A 17,427-nucleotide genomic window follows, 5' to 3' on the forward strand; every position below is an offset into this window, starting at 1 on the left:
GACAAAACTGCCGGTAAAAAATTCAATGTCATGGTTCTGGCTGAATATGTTAGATACATGGATCTGTAACAGCAAGACGTTAAGTGGAAATAGAGAATATAACTTTAAAGTATGTTTGGGATTGGTTTATATAAGGATAGCAACAGACGGATGTTTTATCCGTCTGTTGAATATCAACTACTTCAATTCATCAACCAGTGTAATTGCACGGCCAATATAATTTGCCGGCGTCATGGCTTTCAGTCGTATTTTCTCTTCTTCCGGTAAATCCAGCCCATCGATAAAGGTTTTCATTCCTTCACCATTGACGCGTTTGCCACGGGTAAGTTCTTTGAGTTTTTCATAAGGCTTTTCGATACCATAGCGACGCATTACTGTCTGGATAGGTTCAGCAAGCACTTCCCAGTTTTGATCTAGCTCATCCAGTAGGTGTTGCTCATTGACTTCTAACTTATTTAAGCCTTTCATCGTAGCTTGATAAGCGATCAGAGCATATCCCAGGCCAACACCAAGGTTGCGTAATACGGTTGAATCAGTCAGATCTCGTTGCCAACGGGAAATCGGTAACTTGCTTGCCAGATGACTAAATACCGCATTTGCCAGCCCCAAATTGCCTTCCGAGTTTTCAAAATCAATTGGATTGACTTTGTGTGGCATAGTGGAAGAACCGATTTCACCGGCAACCGTTTTCTGTTTGAAATGGTTAAGTGCGATGTAACCCCAAATGTCACGGTCAAAATCGATCAGAATCGTGTTGAAACGGGCGATGGTATCGAACAATTCAGCAATATAATCATGGGGTTCGATTTGGGTCGTGTATGGATTCCATGTGATGCCAAGTGAAGTCACAAAAGTTTCACTAAACTGATGCCAATCAACCTGTGGGTAAGCGGCTATATGGGCATTATAGTTACCCACGGCGCCATTAATTTTGCCGAGTATTTCGGCTTGTTCCAGTTGACGATACTGGCGTTCCATTCGATGAGCAACATTGGCAAACTCTTTACCAACCGTGGAAGGTGTGGCGGGTTGGCCGTGAGTGCGAGATAACAGGGGTAAGTCTCGATATTCACTCGCCATTTTTTTGATGGTATCAATCATCTGGCGCCATTGGGGTAAAAGTACCTCTTCACGGGCTGTTTGTAGCATCAGCGCATAAGCTAGATTGTTAATATCTTCAGAAGTACAGGCAAAGTGAATAAACTCAGAAACTTGATGTAGTGCAGGAACATGCGCAACTTTCTCTTTCAGAAAATATTCCACTGCTTTGACATCGTGATTAGTGGTGCGTTCGATAGTTTTAATACGCATTGCATCCTGCTCATTGAAATTTGCGATAATTTCATTCAGGTAAGCGTTTGCGTCTGTATCAAAAGCGGGAACTTCTTTAATTTCAGCACATTCTGCCAGTTTTTGCAGCCAACGTACTTCAACCTGCACGCGGAATTTCAGTAAGCCAAACTCACTAAAAATGGTACGTAATGCGCTGACTTTATCGCCGTAACGGCCATCGATTGGAGAAACAGCAGTCAGTGAGGATAATTCCATTGGTAGCAACTCCCGGATTTTATTTAACAATGAGAAAGAATATCTTTCGCCTGTTGGATCAGGCGTTGACGAGAAAACATTAATTGCAAGCGACCACCGCCAACTTGTTGCCATAAGACCGCACAACGGACGCCAGCCAGTAGAATAGCCCGGACTTTCGCTTGTACAAGTGGATTGCGCAGAATATCAGGGGAACCAGTTACTTGGATTCGTGGGCCTAATGGGCTGATAACATCGACATAAATACCGGCCAGCGCATTGAACATCCCTTCTGACATGGGTTCGAAATATGCCTGTTGACGTTCTAGTAAACTGATACGGTTACCCAATGCATCGGAAGCTGCCTGATTTTTAATTAGCCGGCGCTCCAATGCTATCAGACTCAAGATATAGCGGGTGAGATCGGCAGAAATACCATTGTTAGAGCTATTAAACATCCCTAGCATTGCGTTCAGACCAATTTTCAGATTGCGTTCATGATTGCCGAACACATCTAAAACAGATGCCGGGTTGGTGTTTAAAATGCTATTAACCATAGTGGCAACAGCATCAGTATCACACTGGTTTTCATGAGAAAGTTGTTGTACCAAGCGACCTGACTGGCAAATTCCCGCCAGCGCTAGTGTAATGTTGTAATAATTCTTTGCCACAATTACTCCTGCAAACGTTGTTCGATCACTCCACCGCCAAGACAAATTTCACCCTGATAAAAGACGGCTGATTGGCCGGGGGTGACTGCGGCGACAGGGTTAGCAAAACGGACTTCTATTTTATCTTCGTTTATGGGGGTGACAGTGCAAGGAATATCTTGCTGACGATAACGTGTTTTGACGACGCAATGGATTTCTTCAGTTAATGTCTGTCTGTCAACCCAGTGAAGTTGCTGAGCAATAAGGCCGGTAGACATTAAACGGGGGTGTTCATGCCCCTGTGCCACGATCAGGATGTTGTTCTGAACGTCTTTATCTATGACATACCACGGCTCTTCGCTGCCTTCTTTCGTTCCACCGATTCCCAGACCTTTACGTTGACCCAGCGTGTGGTACATCAGCCCCTGATGTTCACCAAGGGATTCTCCATCTACTGTCATAATCGGGCCTGGTTTGGCTGGTAAATAACGGCCAAGGAAGTCACGGAATTTGCGCTCGCCAATAAAACAGATACCGGTGGAATCTTTTTTCTTTGCCGTCACCAGACCAATTTTTTCAGCAATACGACGGACCTCCGGTTTTTCCAGTTCACCGACCGGAAATAGGCTTTGAGCAATTTGCTGGTGGCTCAACGTGTATAAGAAGTAGCTTTGGTCTTTATTGTTATCTAGCCCACGTAATAATTGGTTTTTACCGTTAATATCTCTGCGGCGAACATAATGACCTGTTGCGATATAATCCGCGCCTAAATCCTCAGCAGCAAATTCCAGAAATGCTTTAAACTTAATTTCTTTGTTACATAGAATATCTGGGTTAGGTGTTCTGCCTGCTCTATATTCAGAAAGAAAATGTTCGAAAACATTATCCCAATATTCGGCAGCAAAGTTGACGGTATGAAGTTCGATGCCCAACTTATCGCAAACGGATTGGGCATCAGCCAGATCAGTCGCGGCTGAACAGTACTCTTCATCATCATCTTCTTCCCAATTCTTCATGAACAAGCCAGCCACTTGATAACCTTGCTGTTGTAGCAAATAGGCGGAAACGGAGGAATCTACACCGCCGGACATGCCGACAATGACTTTTTTCTGGCTGTTATCTGACATGGGAATCTCACTGGAGAAAAAAACAAGCGCCGTACTTTAACACGTTGCAAATCGGGGTGCATCAAACGTATCACTGTTTTGTTATTAAATAAACGGAGAAACATAACTATCCAGTAGGGTGACAGGATGCTTTTCGTTTTGCAGGTAACAGCGAATACTTTCTGCGACGAGTGGAGAACGAAGATAATGGCTACTGAATATTTGCTCTGCTGTAACCCAATGGCAACTGTCAATATCATGGTCTTGTGGATGGGTTACGGTTTGTTGTTCCATTTCAACCAGAAACAGAAAACGGATAAAGGGGGTGCCGTCTGGTGCAACCCACTGATGAACTTTCAGCAGTGCTTGCGGCTTAGCCTGAATACCGGCTTCTTCCCATAATTCGCGTTCCGCCGCTTGTAACAATGTTTCACCCGCTTCAAGATGACCAGCGGGTTGATTCCATACTGCTTTGCCATTAATTGTCTCTTCAACTACCAGGAATTTATTCTGGGCATGGACAACACAGGCAACTGTGATGTGGGGGCTAAACAAAATTGATCTCCTTCCATTCTCCGGGTTTCATCTTGCCTAATTGTAAGTTTCCCATACTAAAACGAATCAGCCGAAGTGTAGGAAAACCGATATGTGCTGTCATTCTGCGCACTTGACGATTTCGGCCTTCATAAAGTGTTATTTTTAACCAGCTTACCGGAATATTTTTACGTTCACGAATCGGTGGATGGCGATTCCAAAGCCATGTCGGTTCATGAACTAACTCGACACCTGCGGGTAGGGTAGGCCCATCTTTTAATATGATGCCATTGCGTAACTTATCGAGAGAGATTTCATCTGGAACGCCTTCAACTTGCACATAATAAACTTTGGCTGTTTTTTTATTCGGTTGGGTTAGCTGTGCTTGAAGTTTACCGTCATTCGTCAGAATTAATAATCCTTCACTGTCACGATCTAAACGCCCGGCAGCATACACATTAGGGAACGGGATAAAATCTTTTAACGTTGTTCTGCCCATTTCATCAGTGAATTGGGGTAAAACATCATAGGGTTTGTTAAATATCAACACTCGACGAGGTACTGTTGGTTTTTTGACAGAATGCGATATTTTTCTTTGGCTGAATCGGTTAAGTTTGTGTTTTTTAATAGCGAAATTTGTCATTATAGATCACTGAATAAAATGGAAGGGGTATTATACATTAGTCTGCTATCAATTGGCGTTCGCAGAATATTCAAGTAGTATTGACACGTCCCTTACAAAAAATTAACAAGGTATTACGCTTACTTGAAAGGAGAGGTTAATGGAAAGCAAAGTAGTTATTCCGGCGGAAGGTAAAAAAATAACAGTCGACGCTAAAGGTAAACTGGTTGTTCCGAATAACCCGGTCATCCCTTATATCGAAGGGGATGGGATTGGTGTCGATGTTACCCCTGCAATGTTGAAAGTTGTTGATGCAGCGGTTCAGAAAGCCTATCAGGGTGAGCGTAAAATTTCCTGGATGGAAATCTACACCGGTGAAAAATCGACTCATGTATACGGTAAAGATGTTTGGTTGCCGGATGAAACGTTGGATCTGATCCGTGAATATCGCGTCGCCATTAAAGGTCCTCTGACGACGCCGGTTGGTGGCGGTATTCGTTCTCTGAACGTAGCATTGCGCCAGCAATTAGATCTGTATGTTTGCCTTCGTCCTATTCGTTATTACCAGGGAACGCCAAGCCCGGTCAAACAACCTGAATTGACCGATATGGTTATTTTCCGTGAAAACGCGGAAGATATTTACGCCGGTATTGAATGGAAAGCGGGGTCTGCCGAAGCGGATAAAGTGATCAAATTCCTGCAAGAAGAGATGGGCGTAAATAAAATCCGTTTCCCACAGCAATGTGGTATCGGTGTGAAACCCTGTTCTGAAGAGGGCACTAAACGCTTAGTTCGTGCTGCCATCGAATACGCAATTGATAATGACCGTGAATCTGTCACTCTGGTTCACAAAGGCAACATTATGAAGTTCACCGAAGGTGCTTTCAAAGACTGGGGTTATCAGCTTGCTCGTGAAGAGTTCGGCGGTGAACTGTTGGATGGCGGTCCTTGGGTGAAAATTAAGAATCCGAAAAACGGTAAAGAGATCATTGTCAAAGATGTCATCGCAGATGCGTTTTTACAACAGATTCTGTTGCGCCCTGCTGAATATGATGTTATCGCCTGTATGAACCTGAATGGTGACTATATTTCTGATGCACTAGCTGCTCAGGTTGGTGGTATTGGTATCGCTCCGGGAGCAAACATCGGTGATGAATGTGCTCTGTTTGAAGCGACTCATGGTACAGCACCTAAATATGCCGGTCAGGATAAGGTGAATCCAGGTTCTGTGATTCTTTCCGCTGAAATGATGCTGCGTCACATGGGGTGGACAGAAGCCGCAGATCTGATCGTGAAAGGTATGGAAGGCGCGATCGCGGCGAAGACCGTGACTTATGATTTCGAACGTCTGATGGAAGGCGCTAAGCTGCTGAAATGCAGTGAATTTGGTGACGCGATTATTCAGCATATGTAATCTGTCATCTTACGAAAGCTTCACGGTAGTTAATGCTTCCGTGGGGTTTTCTAAATTTTGCCAGTGAGTGTATACCCTATGGATTTCAAGATGCATCGCGACGGCAAGGGAGAGAATCCCCGGGAGCATAGGTAACTATGTGACCGGGGTGAGCGAGTGCAGCCAACAAAGAGGCAACTTGAAAGATAACAGGTATATACTGAGATTAATATTCGTTCTGTCTAATAGGGAAAGGGAGTAAAAAATGAGTGGCTCAGATGATAAAAAAATAGAGTTTAACACGAGTGATGTACTGAATGCTCTCTTACATCGAGGGCAGAATATGCAACATCTTGCAACTCAGGAAAATGTTGATAATCTGCGCCGTGAGACCGAAGTTAACTTTGCATCACTTGATAAACGCTTTGAATCTATTGATAAGCAATTCGAATTAATAGATAGACGCTTTGAATCTATTGATAAACGCTTCGATGTTATGGATAAGCGTATTGAATCCATAGATAAACGTTTTGATAAACTTGAAGGTAAATTTGATCGACTTCAATGGTTTATTGTTGCTGCGGCGCTGGCGTTGCTATTCAAAGAATATATTTTTAAGGCGGCGGCTGTTATCCAGTAACTTGCAACCTCTTGCAAGTTACTGCTAACTCATTCTTCTATCCATTATTTCCTCCCTTTTTCATTGCCTTTTGCTAAGGTGTTTTCCAGCTCACACTGAAACGGTCTGAGCTGTGTTGAATTTCTTTGCTCTAATAACCAATTATGATGAAACCATATTTATGAATCATTTATGTTAATACACAGAAATTTGATTGATAACAATGTGTTGTTTTTGCCCCTTTTCTAATGAATGTTAGTAGAAACAGATCGAAATGTTTGGTCGAAATGAGATATGTATTTTTCTTTTTCATAAAGTGTTTGCAATCTTTGCTCAAGTTCATTAATCGATGCTTTAAGGAGTGGATGTTGTGTTTCAGGTAATAAGTCATTGAGTGGTGTCAAAACAAAGAAGCGCTTATGAAACCTCGGATGAGGAACAATCAGGTTCTCCGTAGATATAATCTTATCCCCGTATAAGAGTAAATCAAGATCCAGCGTTCGAGGCGCATTGACAAACGAGCGTTTTCTGCCGTTGAGAGTTTCAATACTTAGCAACTCGGTGAGCAAAACTACCGGTGGGAGCGATGTCTCAAAGACAACAACGGCATTCAAGTAGTCTGGCGCCCCTGTACTGTCAATCGGTGCTGTTTTATATATCGGACTAAATCGGAAGTTTGTACTTTCCCTCAATGCCAGCAAATAATTTTCTGCTGCTAACAAGTTGTAATAAGGCTGACTAAGATTACTTCCAATTGCCACTGCTGCTATGACTTTTTCGTGCTTCATATCATATTTACTCGCAAAAAATTAAATTACCTGACACTTATTCCATCATGAAACCGTATGTTGCTAGAGTGGAATTTTTATCTGGAAAGTATTGCACCGCCATCGATCCTGATGATGTGACCTGTAACATACTCTGAAATTGCAAGAAATCGTACCGCCTCAGCGATGTCTTTGCCATCACCAATTCGGCCAAGGGGGATTTTTTTCAAAGTAGTGAGTTTTTCGCTATCATCCAATTTATTACTCTTTTCAGGCCACATGATCGTTCCCGGAGCGACGCCATTCACCCGGATATTTGGGGCTAACTCTAAAGCGAGTGCTTCTGTGAGTAGTGCAAGGCCCGCTTTTGCAGCACAATAGACAGGATATCCTTTTAGAGGACGCTGAGCATTGATATCTACAATATTGACTATGTTCCCACGAACCTGATGCAGCCAAGGCATGGCAGTTTGGATCAGAAAAAACGGTATTTTTAGGTTAATATCGACCAAATCATTCCATTGGCTATGGGAAACAGATCCAATTTCTGTTGGGTAATAGGTTGAGGCATTATTGACTAATATATCCAATTGTCCCCATTCGCTTATTGTTGCATTTATGACGGGTTCACAATTGCGTAAATCACTCAAATCGGCTTGCACGGATATTGTAGAGTGGGCTCGTATCGAATTTAATTCCTGAACGAGTTCGTTGGCCTCTAATTGGGATGTATTACAGTGTGCCACTATATTGAATCCCTCAGCATGCAATGTTTTTGCGATAACAGCGCCTAATCTTCTGGCAGCCCCCGTGATCAGTGCAACTCGTCGCTTTCGCATTGATGTAGAATGTTCATTTTTCATATTGATTTTCCGTCATTAAAGTAGATCTCACGAATACAGATAAATTAAGTTTCCATATATTTGTGAACAATCATTTCATTGATTTTTACCCGATTCAAAAATGAAAGGCGTCTGGTATCATCAAGAATACGACGAGCTATACTCATTACCACATTATAAGCTTCTGATAACCAGTATTTTTCCTGCTCCATATCTCCACAGCTGATTGCTACGGTATAGTGGTTCATGTAGATCTCCTGTGTACGGAGAGCGGGTAGCCATCCCATGCGAATGAGCATATCAATAGCAGATTGGCTATATTTTTTGGCAGCGTCAAAGTCATTTCGGCTGAGGGAAATTTGTCCCATAAGCGATAACGAAAGAATTTTGCTACGATATATTCCTGCTTGGTGTGCTTCAGAGATATTTTCCTGCAAGATTTCTTCGGCCAAGGAGATATTTTGTTTGGACGGACTACTTTCTCGTTGTAAAAGAAATTCTGCATAGTAATTTCTGACAAGCGTTATTAAAGGTAAGTTGCGAGCCAATCTGCTCTCTTTCCACCCTGTTATGAGGTGTTCACGTGCCTTGTCATATTTTCCCCACTCCATATAGACCTTGCCAAGGAGTGCGCGATTATTCGCATTCCATGCGTGTGGCGTTTTCTCAGGGATGAAATATTCAAGGCTGCTGAGTAGAAGCGACTCAGCGGTTTCATAATCTCCTAGACTGATATGGACTTGTGCTAGGTAGTTGCAGAAGATGGAAATGTCGAATTTGATGCCGAGTTGCAGGCTTGACTCGTAAACTCTGGACAGATGTTTCATAGCTGCTTCGTAGTTTCCAAAATCGAACTCGCAAACTCCATGTATCGAAGAAATAAAATGGATATACCTTTGGTTTTCCAATGACAGTTCATGACTTATTGGACTTTGATGCAGGATATCGTGGGCTTGCCGGATCAATTCTCTCCCGTGCTTAAGGCTGATTTTCATGGTTTTGTGGCCTAATTCAGCTAATGCAAGGGCTTTGATATAGGGGGTACAACTGTTTTCAGCCAAAATGATTGCATCTTGTATCGCCAAGATTGCTGCTTGTGATGATTTTGTATTGGCGAGGTACTTTCCTTTGAGAACTTTCAGCTTAATATGCGTATCAAGTGATATTTTCTTAGTATAATAAGTTTCTGCCAAGGAGAATAGATCATGTCTTGTCCATTTCTCAGTGAAAGGGAGATGGCATTGTTGATTATAAATGTCATGTATAAACAGTAGCATATAAATACAATCTAGAGTGATTTCATCTTGCAGACAATACGGTTCATTTGCAGCCTTGAGCTGTGTGTAACAATATTTGGCGCAGTGTTCGAAATCTTGACGATTTAATGCTTCGTGTGCTAATCGGTGTAATTCTTGTGCTGGTATCATGCTTGATTACTCAATGGTTTCACAAGTATCTTTAAGTTTAAGCAGCGTAATACTGCTCTCCGAGCATGCTTTCCGAAGGACTGCTGTGAATGATCGAACTATGGATTTCACTGTTTTCTCTTGAAAGAGATCAACGTTATATACTAGCTTTGCACATATATTTTCATGCTCTACAGATATCCATAGCGTCATATCTAAAACTGTACCGTCAAAAGGTTCTCTGCCACGCCCTATATCTAAGTTCACGGGTATGATCTCGATGTTTCGTAAGGTCAATTTTGCGTTGGGAAGCATGATTAACATGACCTGAAAGATGCGTGATCGTACTTTGGGTTTTTCAGGAGGCGCGAGTGCATCGGCAATCGTGCCGAAAGGCCAATCAATATTATCCTTTGCATCCAGAGTGATTCGGCGTATCGATTCAGTCAGTAATGTGAATTCTTGTGTATCTTCAACGAATATGCGTGCAGCCCAATTGTTTGCAAAGAAACCGAGGTTGTTTCCATATTCCGGTTGTCTGTTGTCCGCCGCAGTGCCAATAACGACTTCTTGTTGGGATGAATAATGGGAAAGAACAATTGCCCAAGCTGACATAAGAATCGTATAGGGTGTGGCTCCTATATGGCGGCTGAATTCAAGGACACCAATCTCTTGTGGGATCTGAAACACTTCTGATGCGGAACATCTTGTTTGATAGATTTCTGATTGATTGCATATAGGGAGAGCGAGTAGGGAAGGTGCACCTTCCATTTTATGTTTCCAGTAACTTATTTGACGTTTTACAGATACATCACGGATATATTGTTGTTGCCAGTTAGCATAGTGGCGATATTGTCGTTGTAGATCTTTTGGCAAAGCGACTGATTTGTCACCGTACGCATGGGCATAGAAAGTTGATAATTCGGCAGCGAGAATTCGAATAGACTCACCATCTGCAATCAAGTGATGTAGACAGAGTGTTAAAACCTGCTCGTCTGCTTTGAGAAGAATCAGGCTTACGTGAAACAGCCAGTCGCCTACATTCCAGATACATTGTGAATTACGTTGTAAGGCGGACATCAATTGTTCGTCTTGACCTTCTTTGGCTATTGCAGAAAGGTCAATTATCTCAATTGGCAGATCGGCATCTTCTTCAAAGTACCCAATAAATGAAGCGGTGGTCCAATCGAATCGACTACGAAGGATTTCGTGTCGTTTTGTTAGGTGATGTAGTGCTTGCCTTAATGCCTCTCTATCGAGATGACCAGTGAGCCGATAAGCGCGGAAAAGGTTATAGTCAGAGGGATCTCCATCAGCGCATAATTTGAGTAATCTCTCTTGTTGAAGAGAGAGTGTAGCGTAGTTATCCGGCGACGCAGGTAAAAGATCGTCAATGTTTTGTGGTGTTTCATCAATCAACTGTATAATTTGCTGGGTGAATTTTTGAAGGGTGGGGTTTTCGAAAAGCAATCGCAGAGGTACAGCAACGGCAATATGAGCCGCGACTTGCGATATCGTGTGGGCAGCCTTCATCGAGTCACCGCCGAGTTTGAAGAAATTGTCCGATGGATTCACTACTTGGCATTCAAGCTGTGATTGCCAAATATTGCTGATATCGTCAGCTAATTTTAAATTTGTCGGGGAAAGGATATATGCGTATTCGGATATATCTGGAGTGGGCAGATAACTTGAGCAATCACATCGTGTTCTACGAAAAGTTCTTCTGCTACATCCACCAGTAGATCGCTCAGCCCACCATAACCGAAGATTACAACGTCGACGTTTGTTGACAGAGGGCTTACAACGACCGCTGGGAATGGATCGTCAGAGGCATAGCTTGTGAACCCCAATGGAGCATTTCGAATGCTCTTGGTATAGAGGATTTTATTTTCAATAAGAAGGACAGGACCTTCCTCCTGTTTTGCAAGTGTTTTATAGACTATTGCCGGATCGATAAGATTGTTAATTGCCAGTATCGTCAGACCTGGTATTCCCATGAAATGCTTTTCCAGAGTTTGACTATGGGTAGGTCCGTAACCGCGGCCAGCGCCCATTGGTGTCCGGATCACTAATGGAACTTTCACCTGATCGTTGTACATGTCCCTGAACTTGGCTGCGTGATTCAATATTTGGTCAAACGCTAAAGTCAAGAAGTCGCCGAACATGATTTCCACAAAAGGACAATATCCATGCATGGCGAGCCCACATCCGATGCCGACAATAGCGCTTTCGGAAATGGGGGTATTTATGACTTGTCCGGGAAAGCTATCGGATAGGCCATCGGATATCTTAAATGCGCCGCCATAAGGCGCTTTCACGTCTTCTCCTATGAACAGGATATTTTTATCCAGTTCCATGATTTCCAAAAATGCCTTATTGATTGCACGGGATAGCCGAATCTTAGACCCTTGGCTGGGTAGAGGATGAAATGTGGAAGATCTCGATTGCAATTGTGTTTCAGCGCTGTAAAACGGTGATGAGCGAGCCTGTTTTGCCTTTCTTATTGCGTCATTTACTCTTTCTTGAACTCTGGCGACTTCTGTCTCCAATTCAGCAGCATGCTCACGCAGAATGACATTGATGGGATCGATAGTATTAAAGTGTTCGATTTCATCTATGTTTCTTAGATCGTCTCCTTTGGAGTGAGCTTTGAGACGGTAAGTATCGATTTGTAGAAAAGCGGGGTGCCTTTGGTTTCTAGTATAATTTATCAGCTCTTCTGTCTCAGCTATCAGATGTTCCCAATTCCAAACATCAGATTTCGCATATCTCATTCCAAAAGCCTGTGCGCGTTTGCTTATGCTGCCTGATAATGTTTCTGATATATGAGTAGATTGTGCGTATTGATTGTTTTCTAACACGATCAATAGTGGTAGATCCCACTTTGCTGCGATATTTAATACTTCATATACGACACCCTCTCCGAGAGTGCCATCTCCGATAAACGCTATTGAGATGGAATTATCATGGCGTAACTTCTTGGCGAAAGCTGCCCCGGTTGCTACCGGTAAGATCCCGCCTTGAATCCCGTTAGAAAAAAATCCCTCTTTGCATAGATGTTGACTTCCTCCACGGCCTCCACACACGCCGGTTTCTTTTCCCATCACCTCTGCGATCAGTCCTGTAACATCGCCTGTCCGTGAAAGAAAGTGGCCGTGACATCTATGATTGGAGAATACCCAGTCATTTTTTTTCAGAAACTTGCATACTATTGCGCCTGTTAACTCTTGCCCAATGCATGTATGCACTGTTCCATGGAGCTCTCCAGTGGAATAAAGACGTAACAATGCTTCTTCCGTTTCTCGTATTAGTAGAGATGTCCGTAAGATATCGCTGTCCATATTCGTCAACCCTCATTCATCGTGATTCATTACTTTATAAGCGCTCATGAGTAGAATCGGATGTCACAACATTTCTTGAGTCATATTCAAACCGGCCCATTGCCTGTGAATAAGCTTTGAGTTCCTCAAACCGTTGACTGAGAAATGCGCTGCGTTCTTCTTCATGAATCGACTCGGCATTGCAATCTGTAAAACAATTGGGTGTTTCATAGAGTCTGATGTGATGAATTTTTAGGTTATCCCATTCATTAAAAAGAACCTCCATAGTGAGGAATATTTCTTTGGCAATATTCTCAACTGTTGGATTACAGTACTCCCCATGACGATTTAAGCTCATCAGTCGGAATTTACTGCGTGTAGCATGAACAGCGGATATGAAGTCTGCATCCTTGGGATTAAGAATTGAGGCGTGATCCAGAAACTCATCAATCCATGCGGCACCTATGCGCTTTATCTCTTTGAAATCTATCGCGTATCCAATTGGTTGCATCTGTTCAAATGAGAAAGTAAGTTCATACAGATAAGTGTGTCCGTGGATATTGAAGCATTTGACCCTTTCATTCATTACGCGATGAGCGGAATCAAAAGAGCCTTTGCGAGTAATATATTGAATTGTCATGCAATACCTCTAATCAATTCATAGAACTCTTGTTTTGCCGGTGAATCAGCTTCAGCGAATGCACCTGAAAACATTTGTGTCTTCATACGGCTTCTCTGGTGGCGTACACCTCTGCAACGTACACAATTATGCGATGCATCGACTAATACTGCGACGCCTTGGTTTCTTTCACATACTTGGTTTACAGCATTGTGGATTGCTGCTGTTAACCGTTCTTGTATGAGCCCACGTCTGCCGAAATGTTCGACTATTCGATTTAACTTTGACAAGCCAAGAACACGCCCGTATTGACTTGGCATATAGGCAACGTGAACATAGCCACTGATTGCTTGATGATGGTGAGAGCACATGGAATCGAGCGCTATCCAGCCGTCGAATACAATGCCATCGTAGTTATCTGCCGGAAATGTAGTGATGGGTCCCATTGGTTTGTATCGGCCTTTCCATAGGTCAAGAACATAAGCCTTTGCAACACGTCTCGGTGTGTCTTTTGAGTTAGGATCATTTTTCCAGTCAACGCCAAGAGCAGTCAGGAATTCTCCGAATGATATAGCAGCTTCATCTATAATAAGGTTAAGTTCTGTTTTGGTTAGAACCTCATTGGGTCCGTGTAATGTGCGCTTTTTTGCTAATTGCATGGATATTCCATCGGCAAATCCATGTGTGGCAACTTCCAAGTCTCCTGGTTCCACCGTCGGCATAGGCACCTCGTTATTGTAACTAAATGGTTCATTATGATCCGTTTGGAGAAACGCATATTTCCATTTAACGGATCGATATTTAACTTCTTACTATCTGAATTCTAAATAAAATAATGGTGGGTATCATGTCCTTTGCAGTCATCTTTAAGACCTTTTAGGTCTTAATCAGGTAAGCTGATATTGGTATCCTGTTTTCTGGTTCCACTTAGTTATTGGTGAAATCGTGCATTCAGTCGGATCTGTTTGGCCGTTTTTTCGGTTTTTTATATGAATATTTAATAATTGGCTTTCTAGGGAATGGGTATAGTTAAGGGAAGAGTGAGCTTTATTTATTGTTATTGTAAATGTATTGACGTACAGTTTGGTAAATATTGATTAAATAAATTAATGAATTTAGGGGTATCTAGATAGCTAACTATTGAGCGGTTATTTCATGTTTACTCAAAGGAGGTTTTATGTAATTTGGCATTTATAATAATGGGAGATGTCACCCCTGATCTAACCTACGGGACAATACCAACTAAAGCTGAACGTATTTAGATGATCTGAAAGAACAAATTCAAATTAAAGAAGCGTTTAGAAAGAATAGGCATAAGTCTGTTTAGTGAAAGATTGAGGTTACATATATATGAAGTTACGACATTTACAGTGTTTTATAGTAGTAGCAGAAGAATTACATTTTGCTAGAGCTGCGGAACGCCTGCATATAGAACAATCACCGTTATCAAGAATAATCAAAAAATTGGAAGACGATCTTGGTACGATGTTATTCGTACGTACTACAAGGAATACCCGGCTCACACGTGCAGGGGAAATTTTACTGGAGCAAACTCCTCGCATCTTTTCAGTACTCGGTCAGGTTCGTGATAGTGTGAAAGCGGTTGCGGCCGGATTCCATAGTCAGCTTCGTATTGCGTTATCTGATGGCGTTACACCATCCAAATTAGCCGAGCTGTTAGCAAAATGTCGTGAGGACGAGCCGGAGACGGATATTCGTTTACACGAGGTACCTTTAGCTCAACACATGAATGGATTACGTGATAACCTTTTTGATGTGGGATTCGCTCAATCTACGATAGTGCGAGATGGCATCATCGCAATACCGGCTTGGTATGATTCGTTGGTGGCGGTTATTCCCGCTAGGCATCCGCTTTTGGCATATAAAGAATTGCAGCTGAATGAATTTTTGCGCTATTCACTGATTGTCTGTGGTCAGGAAACTCACGAGGGATTTCTGAAACAAGTTCTGTCTATATTCCAAAATGCAAAGTTAGTTCCATATATCTCCGAAAAGGTTGCCAGTTTTGATCTCTTGTTAACTTTAGTGGCTGCCGGGTATGGGATTGGTGTGGCAGGAGAGTCACAGATCAACTTGGCTCGGCATGGCGACGGCGACGTTGCTATAAGACCATTCGCTGGTGGTATTCCTAAACTGGTGACGTATATGCTTAGGCTTGACTCCCCGTTAACAGAAGAACTTGTACGGTTCAAAGAAAGGGTTGGAAATTTGTACCACAATGTTTATTGATCCTGGTAGGGGAAAAGGGCTTTAAAACTCTGCTAGTACTTAAAAGTGTAATTCGCAATTTTCTAAATTGGTAGGAATTGCGAACTTATGGCAAATATTTGGCTATTTTTTTCCAATAATCCGATGAGAGTTTTCATGCCAACCAAAGTAGGAGACTTAAGATTTCTATCTTGAGAAGGCGTTGGATGATTAGTTTGGTTTGATGAACGATAATACCCGTTATCTTTCAAGTTGCCTCTTTGTTGGCTGCACTCACTCACCCCAGTCACATAGTTATCTATGCTTCCGGGGATTCGCTCCCTTGCCGTCGCGATGCATCTTGAAATCCATAGGGGATATGAGAAGTTAAAACTGGATAGTTAATTTAATAGCGTGTAAAAATCTTTATTATTGGTATATTTAGGCAAAACCGCTAACGGGAGTTTGTTCTCCCGCTGGTTTTATAACTGTAAATAAAGTAATTACTGTATAATATTTGAAATATTATTATTTAGTTATTGTTTTTCCTTGTTAAGAATTTTTTCATATTCCTCCCAAACGACAGATAATGGTGAACTTAAACAACAAATGGATATTGAACCTCCTGATGGAGGGTGATATTCATATTTAGACCTCCCACGATAGACTCTTATAGGTAAATTGTTATCAGTGGGATTCTTCCTTTTTCTTCTTAACATCATTCATAACCTCAACGTATATTGTTTAAATTATGCATTTAGAATAAAAGTGAGATATTTATACAATATTAACTTCATAAACATATTTTTTTTGTAAAAGATAACAAATGAAAATATTAGCAGTAGATAATAAAAGATCCAGTTTTATGTTGCATATGAGAGAAGTTTTTTCATATTTTTCACAATATAGTTTTAATATAAAATAATATTTTAATGTAATTAAAACATAATGTTAATATAATGTAAAGTAAAAGTTGGTTTTAACTATGTATCGTTGGGGTAAGCCTGTTGTTTTTATAGTCTAATGAGATGGCGATTGATCATGTCACTGTGTTGAGAGGATTTTGATGTTTATACCCGTTATTTTTCAAGTTGCCTCTTTGTTGGCTGCACTTGGTCACTCCGGTCACATCGTTCGCTATGCTCCAGGGGATTTTTCCCTTGCCGTCGCGATGCATCTTGAAATCCATAGGGTATAGGTGTGATTTGGGTTTGCAGTGTACCCGATTTTACTTAGAATTCTGTTGCTCATTCAGCAAATTTTCTACAAATTTTGTTAAAGGTTTGGTCTATCTGGCAGGTAATCAAAGTACTGTTCGATCTTTTGTAAAAAAGGATCTTATTATCTCGGCTTTATTGTTGTTTTATTTTAATCCGATTGTGGAAATATTAGACAATCATCTTATAGAGAATAGAATAATGGGAACGATTAGATATATATTTGAATATATTCAGAGAATAGATAAATAAGCGGAAATGTATTCGTTATAATCAAATAAAGAAGTAGTGAACATTCGTTAAAAACTTTTTAATATTAATGATAACTTAACACAAATAGCTGAGGGAAAAATATCATTTGTTCTTGTGATTGAGGAAGCCTACAGATAAATGTCAGATATAGGTTGAGATGTTTATTCGTTATGTTATTTATTGGGGTGATATTTTCTACATTGAGTATATGTGTTGGTATTTCATAGTGATCCGATAAGAGAGTTTTTTTATCTTTTTGATTTTTAATGTTTTATGTGATAAATGTCACTATGCGAAATTTCCTAAATTAATGATGATTTTTTTGTTAAAGCTGATAATCTGCTC

Annotated in this window: 18 protein-coding genes; 4 read left to right on the top strand and 14 right to left on the bottom strand. The window is 41.4% G+C overall.

What is annotated here, in order from left to right:
• Positions 1 to 177: 177 nt before the first annotated feature.
• From purB to rluE, 5 genes are all read right to left on the bottom strand, one after another.
• Positions 178 to 1,548, bottom strand: a complete 1,371-nt coding sequence (gene purB / locus LGZ98_RS06260; protein WP_228901143.1) for an adenylosuccinate lyase — start codon at positions 1,546 to 1,548, stop codon at positions 178 to 180.
• A gap of 23 nt (positions 1,549 to 1,571) precedes the next feature.
• Positions 1,572 to 2,198: a high frequency lysogenization protein HflD gene (gene hflD, locus LGZ98_RS06265; RefSeq protein ID WP_112894185.1), complete on the bottom strand. Its 627-nt coding sequence runs from the start codon at positions 2,196 to 2,198 to the stop codon at positions 1,572 to 1,574.
• Positions 2,199 to 2,200: 2 nt separating this feature from the next.
• Positions 2,201 to 3,304 (bottom strand): tRNA 2-thiouridine(34) synthase MnmA, encoded by a 1,104-nt coding sequence (gene mnmA / locus LGZ98_RS06270; RefSeq protein ID WP_113041099.1) that lies wholly within the window; start codon positions 3,302 to 3,304, stop codon positions 2,201 to 2,203.
• 84 nt (positions 3,305 to 3,388) lie between these two features.
• Positions 3,389 to 3,838, bottom strand: coding sequence for an NUDIX domain-containing protein (locus LGZ98_RS06275; protein ID WP_113041098.1), 450 nt, complete (start codon positions 3,836 to 3,838; stop codon positions 3,389 to 3,391).
• On the bottom strand, positions 3,831 to 4,460 hold the full coding sequence (rluE, locus tag LGZ98_RS06280) for a 23S rRNA pseudouridine(2457) synthase RluE (protein ID WP_113041097.1): 630 nt from the start codon (positions 4,458 to 4,460) through the stop codon (positions 3,831 to 3,833). The genes LGZ98_RS06275 and rluE overlap by 8 nt, the downstream gene beginning before the upstream one ends.
• Positions 4,461 to 4,599: 139 nt before the next feature.
• On the opposite strand from rluE, the gene icd reads away from it, so the two are divergent.
• The 3 genes from icd (at position 4,600) to LGZ98_RS06295 (ending at position 6,472) form a co-directional block, all read left to right on the top strand.
• On the top strand, positions 4,600 to 5,853 hold the full coding sequence (icd, locus tag LGZ98_RS06285; protein WP_113041096.1) for an NADP-dependent isocitrate dehydrogenase: 1,254 nt from the start codon (positions 4,600 to 4,602) through the stop codon (positions 5,851 to 5,853).
• Between the two features lie 67 nt (positions 5,854 to 5,920).
• Entirely contained in the window at positions 5,921 to 6,094 is a 174-nt protein-coding gene (locus LGZ98_RS06290; RefSeq protein ID WP_158536481.1) for a hypothetical protein, read from the top strand.
• A 3-nt stretch (positions 6,095 to 6,097) separates the two neighbouring features.
• Positions 6,098 to 6,472, top strand: coding sequence for a hypothetical protein (locus tag LGZ98_RS06295; RefSeq protein WP_113041095.1), 375 nt, complete (start codon positions 6,098 to 6,100; stop codon positions 6,470 to 6,472).
• A 224-nt stretch (positions 6,473 to 6,696) separates the two neighbouring features.
• On the opposite strand, the gene folK is transcribed toward LGZ98_RS06295, so the two are convergent.
• The 7 genes from folK to folE form a co-directional block, all read right to left on the bottom strand.
• Positions 6,697 to 7,239 carry a 2-amino-4-hydroxy-6-hydroxymethyldihydropteridine diphosphokinase gene (gene folK, locus LGZ98_RS06300; RefSeq protein ID WP_113041094.1) on the bottom strand — a complete coding sequence of 181 codons (543 nt, stop codon included), beginning with the start codon at positions 7,237 to 7,239 and terminating at the stop codon, positions 6,697 to 6,699.
• Positions 7,240 to 7,316: 77 nt separating this feature from the next.
• Positions 7,317 to 8,081, bottom strand: a complete 765-nt coding sequence (locus LGZ98_RS06305; RefSeq protein WP_205068526.1) for a pteridine reductase — start codon at positions 8,079 to 8,081, stop codon at positions 7,317 to 7,319.
• Positions 8,082 to 8,125: 44 nt separating this feature from the next.
• Positions 8,126 to 9,487 carry a tetratricopeptide repeat protein gene (locus LGZ98_RS06310; protein WP_262977841.1) on the bottom strand — a complete coding sequence of 454 codons (1,362 nt, stop codon included), beginning with the start codon at positions 9,485 to 9,487 and terminating at the stop codon, positions 8,126 to 8,128.
• Between the two features lie 6 nt (positions 9,488 to 9,493).
• Positions 9,494 to 11,149, bottom strand: a complete 1,656-nt coding sequence (locus LGZ98_RS06315; RefSeq protein ID WP_262405106.1) for a condensation domain-containing protein — start codon at positions 11,147 to 11,149, stop codon at positions 9,494 to 9,496.
• Positions 11,095 to 12,807, bottom strand: coding sequence for a dehydrogenase E1 component subunit alpha/beta (locus LGZ98_RS06320; protein WP_262977842.1), 1,713 nt, complete (start codon positions 12,805 to 12,807; stop codon positions 11,095 to 11,097). Before LGZ98_RS06320 ends, LGZ98_RS06315 begins: the two co-directional genes overlap by 55 nt.
• Before the next feature lie 34 nt (positions 12,808 to 12,841).
• Positions 12,842 to 13,426, bottom strand: coding sequence for a 6-carboxytetrahydropterin synthase (locus LGZ98_RS06325; protein ID WP_011147014.1), 585 nt, complete (start codon positions 13,424 to 13,426; stop codon positions 12,842 to 12,844).
• Positions 13,423 to 14,127, bottom strand: coding sequence for a GTP cyclohydrolase I (gene folE, locus LGZ98_RS06330; RefSeq protein ID WP_113041091.1), 705 nt, complete (start codon positions 14,125 to 14,127; stop codon positions 13,423 to 13,425). Before folE ends, LGZ98_RS06325 begins: the two co-directional genes overlap by 4 nt.
• A gap of 628 nt (positions 14,128 to 14,755) precedes the next feature.
• Between folE and LGZ98_RS06335 the strand changes: the two genes are divergently transcribed.
• Complete coding sequence (locus LGZ98_RS06335; protein ID WP_113041090.1) at positions 14,756 to 15,655, top strand: LysR family transcriptional regulator; 900 nt, start codon at positions 14,756 to 14,758, stop codon at positions 15,653 to 15,655.
• 62 nt (positions 15,656 to 15,717) lie between these two features.
• Here the strand turns inward: LGZ98_RS06335 and LGZ98_RS06340 are convergent, their stop codons facing one another.
• A complete protein-coding gene (locus LGZ98_RS06340) occupies positions 15,718 to 15,924 on the bottom strand; it encodes a hypothetical protein (RefSeq protein WP_146748049.1) in 207 nt (68 codons plus the stop codon).
• A 728-nt stretch (positions 15,925 to 16,652) separates the two neighbouring features.
• Complete coding sequence (locus LGZ98_RS06345; protein ID WP_158536480.1) at positions 16,653 to 16,790, bottom strand: hypothetical protein; 138 nt, start codon at positions 16,788 to 16,790, stop codon at positions 16,653 to 16,655.
• Positions 16,791 to 17,427 lie beyond the last annotated feature (637 nt).

Source organism: Photorhabdus kayaii (assembly GCF_025384895.1).
GTDB lineage: Bacteria > Pseudomonadota > Gammaproteobacteria > Enterobacterales > Enterobacteriaceae > Photorhabdus > Photorhabdus kayaii.

Bases quoted from the DNA above. Each gene is read 5' to 3' on its own strand.
- LGZ98_RS06305 (WP_205068526.1), bottom strand. From the start codon at position 8,081: ATGAAAAATGAACATTCTACATCAATGCGAAAGCGACGAGTTGCACTG.
- LGZ98_RS06320 (WP_262977842.1), bottom strand. From the start codon at position 12,807: ATGGACAGCGATATCTTACGGACATCTCTACTAATACGAGAAACGGAA.
- rluE (WP_113041097.1), bottom strand. From the start codon at position 4,460: ATGACAAATTTCGCTATTAAAAAACACAAACTTAACCGATTCAGCCAA.
- LGZ98_RS06335 (WP_113041090.1), top strand. From the start codon at position 14,756: ATGAAGTTACGACATTTACAGTGTTTTATAGTAGTAGCAGAAGAATTA.
- mnmA (WP_113041099.1), bottom strand. From the start codon at position 3,304: ATGTCAGATAACAGCCAGAAAAAAGTCATTGTCGGCATGTCCGGCGGT.
- folE (WP_113041091.1), bottom strand. From the start codon at position 14,127: ATGCCGACGGTGGAACCAGGAGACTTGGAAGTTGCCACACATGGATTT.
- LGZ98_RS06345 (WP_158536480.1), bottom strand. From the start codon at position 16,790: ATGCATCGCGACGGCAAGGGAAAAATCCCCTGGAGCATAGCGAACGAT.
- LGZ98_RS06295 (WP_113041095.1), top strand. From the start codon at position 6,098: ATGAGTGGCTCAGATGATAAAAAAATAGAGTTTAACACGAGTGATGTA.
- folK (WP_113041094.1), bottom strand. From the start codon at position 7,239: ATGAAGCACGAAAAAGTCATAGCAGCAGTGGCAATTGGAAGTAATCTT.
- LGZ98_RS06310 (WP_262977841.1), bottom strand. From the start codon at position 9,487: ATGATACCAGCACAAGAATTACACCGATTAGCACACGAAGCATTAAAT.
- LGZ98_RS06325 (WP_011147014.1), bottom strand. From the start codon at position 13,426: ATGACAATTCAATATATTACTCGCAAAGGCTCTTTTGATTCCGCTCAT.
- icd (WP_113041096.1), top strand. From the start codon at position 4,600: ATGGAAAGCAAAGTAGTTATTCCGGCGGAAGGTAAAAAAATAACAGTC.
- purB (WP_228901143.1), bottom strand. From the start codon at position 1,548: ATGGAATTATCCTCACTGACTGCTGTTTCTCCAATCGATGGCCGTTAC.